The organism is Mycobacterium sp. (assembly GCF_049281135.1).
Lineage (GTDB): Bacteria > Actinomycetota > Actinomycetes > Mycobacteriales > Mycobacteriaceae > Mycobacterium.
This window is the reverse complement of sequence record NZ_JBAPRN010000471.1, coordinates 1-2,796: the sequence shown is the minus strand read 5'-3', so window position 1 is coordinate 2,796 and position 2,796 is coordinate 1. Positions and strand designations below refer to the sequence as shown.

Sequence of the window (2,796 nt, the reverse complement as noted above, 5' to 3'; positions counted from 1 at the left end):
CCGAATGGGTGTGCTCAGGCATCCACCCGACGTAGGCCAGATACAGCCCGATCAGCACCTCGACAGCCGCACCGGTTCGCCACCAACCCACGGCGTCGACGGCAGAGTTAGCCATCGAGAAATACGTTTGCGAGCCGACCACCAGAAACAGCCCCTTGACCGTTACGAGCCAACCGAACGCCGACACGATGATCGCGGGCGCGCCCCGCCAGTAGGGGTGGAGTGCGATGACAGTGAAGCCGAGCAGCATGATGAATGCTCCAGTTACCCACGACCACAACGGGTCGGCTTCGAATCCAGACAGCATCGACCGCATAGCGTTCGGGCGCAAGGCCGCGCTCGCTGCGATGATGGCTAGGTACGGCCCCATCACGCGAGCGAACATCCGTGTTCTGTTTTGTAGTTGCAGTGAAGATTTCATTGCGTTACCTCCGTCGAAGGCAGTCCTATTCGGGATATGTGAATCCCGCACAAATATCTGACCACTTGAGCGCCATCTCGCAACAGAGGCCGAAGGCCCGGTAACCCAGGACGTTCGGCATCATTCGGCGGTCTACATCGGCCGCCGGATCGAAAGCCGCTGCGCTACGCCGTGCACGTAGCCCGGAACAGCGTGAACCAGCCTCGCCACGAGGGACTTTCGTCACATCGAGTGGTGCCCACTGGCCCGTCCGAAACCGGCCGACTCCTCACTAACGTCAACGATGCCCGAAATTGCCGCCGAGGGAGAAACCATGACAACCCAGACTTACGTGCGGGATATTGCGTCGTTGCGGATCGGCGATGCCGAGGAGGCCGGCGGCAAGGGCGCCAATCTCGGGGAGCTGGTCGCAGCGCGGCTGCCGGTCCCCCCAGGCTTCGTGCTGATGCGATCCGGCTACCTCGCCTCAATGCGCGCGGGGGGTGTCGAGGCCGAACTGGTCGCGCTGCACAACGAAGGGTTGGCAAGCGTCGACGACAACACGCGGCTCGACGAGCTTTGCCACCGAATGGGCAATCTGGTCGCCAAAGCGGGTGTCGAGGACTCGGTCCGTGATCAGATCGTGGCCGCCTACCGGAAGCTGGGAACCGATGTCGTCGTTGCGGTGCGGTCCTCGGCCACCGGCGAGGACGGTCGGGACGCGTCCTTCGCCGGCATGAACAGAACCTTCACCAACGTGGTCGGCGACGACGCAGTGATCGACGCGGTTCAAGATTGCTGGGCGTCGCTCTTCACGCCTCGCGTACTCACCTATCGGTCCACCCGCGGATTCAACGCTGAACCGGCAATGGCGGTCGTGGTCCAACAGATGGTTGCCCCCGATCAAGCCGGCGTCGCCTTCACCAGGGACCCCAGCACCGGAGACGACCGCATCGTCATCGAGGCGGCGGTCGGTCAAGGCGAGGTAGTGGTGTCCGGCCAAGTTCAGCCCGACACCTACGTCGTCGACAAGTCGACGTTGCAACTTCTCGACTGCCGAGTGGGCTATCAGGCCTTCAAGATCATCCGGGGTGTCGATGGCGCCGATACAATCGTCAATCTCGATCCGTTGCAGTCGAATTCACGCGTCCTGGACGACGAGTCGCTGCGCGGGATCGCCGAGTTGGCGATCGCCGTGGAACGGCATTACGGCTGCCCGCAAGACCTGGAGTGGGCTATTTCGTCAGGCAGCTACTGGCTCGTGCAGTCCAGGCCGATCACGACATTGGGCGGGCAGGACGGCGAGACGTCACAACATCACGTGCTGACACGAGGACTCCCCGCGGCCCCGGGGTCGGCGTCAGGGCCTGTCAGGGTGCTGCTACGGCCGGAGGACGGGAATCGGTTGACAGACGGTGAGGTCCTGGTGGCCCCGATGACGAACCCGGATTGGCTCCCCACCATCCGGCGCGCGGCAGCGCTGGTGACCGAATCCGGTGGAATGACTTGTCACGCAGCGATCGTGGCCCGCGAGCTAAGAGTGCCGTGCGTTGTGGGGGCGCGGAACGCGACCGTCGAGCTGAAGGACGGGACGACGGTCACCGTCGATGGAACCCGTGGACAGGTGACGGCCGGCCGTCCCGCAGTCACGCACATGTCGTTTGCCGACAGAGCGACGCCGCCCGCAGCCACGGCCGTCACGGCTACCAAGGTGTATGTCAATTTGGCGATGCCCGACGCCGCCGAAGCCGTCGCCGCCCAGGACGTGGACGGGGTAGGACTTCTTCGGGCCGAATTCATGCTGACGCAAGCGCTGTCTGGACGACATCCACGCGACCTCATCGCGCACGGCGAGCAGGCCGGACTCGTCAATGCGTTGACGGAGTCCGTCAATCGTATTGCCACGGCATTCGCGCCCCGGCCGGTCGTGTATCGGGCAACAGATTTCCGTAGCAACGAGTTTCGCGGCCTACGCGGCGGTGACAAGTACGAGCCCGTTGAGCACAACCCGATGATCGGCTATCGAGGTTGCTACCGCTATGTCAAAGAACCGGACCTCTTCTCGCTCGAACTCGAAGCGATCGCACGAGTGCGCGAGGAAAATCCGAACCTGCACCTGATGATCCCGTTCGTGCGGACCCGCTGGGAACTCGAGGAGTGCCTGTCGTTGGTCGACGCCAGTCCACTCGGCCGCCAGCGCGGTCTGCATCGTTGGGTGATGGCAGAAGTGCCGTCGGTCGTGCACTGGCTGCCCAGCTATGTGGGAATGGGGATCGACGGAGTATCGATCGGTAGCAACGACCTGACCCAGCTCATGCTGGGGGTTGACCGGGACTCCGATGTATGCGCCGAGCTGTTCGACGAATCTGATCCGGCAGTGTTGGATGCGATTGGCC

Annotated in this window: 2 protein-coding genes; one reads left to right on the top strand and one right to left on the bottom strand. The window is 63.4% G+C overall.

Features of this window, described 5'->3' with window-relative positions; all coding sequences use genetic code 11:
• Positions 1 to 421: hypothetical protein (locus WAN02_RS18930; RefSeq protein ID WP_422265778.1), on the bottom strand; the 421-nt coding region annotated here is incomplete at its 3' end.
• A gap of 313 nt (positions 422 to 734) precedes the next feature.
• On the opposite strand from WAN02_RS18930, the gene ppsA reads away from it, so the two are divergent.
• Positions 735 to 2,796 (top strand): phosphoenolpyruvate synthase (ppsA, locus tag WAN02_RS18925; protein ID WP_422265777.1); only part of this gene is annotated, 2,062 nt, incomplete at its 3' end.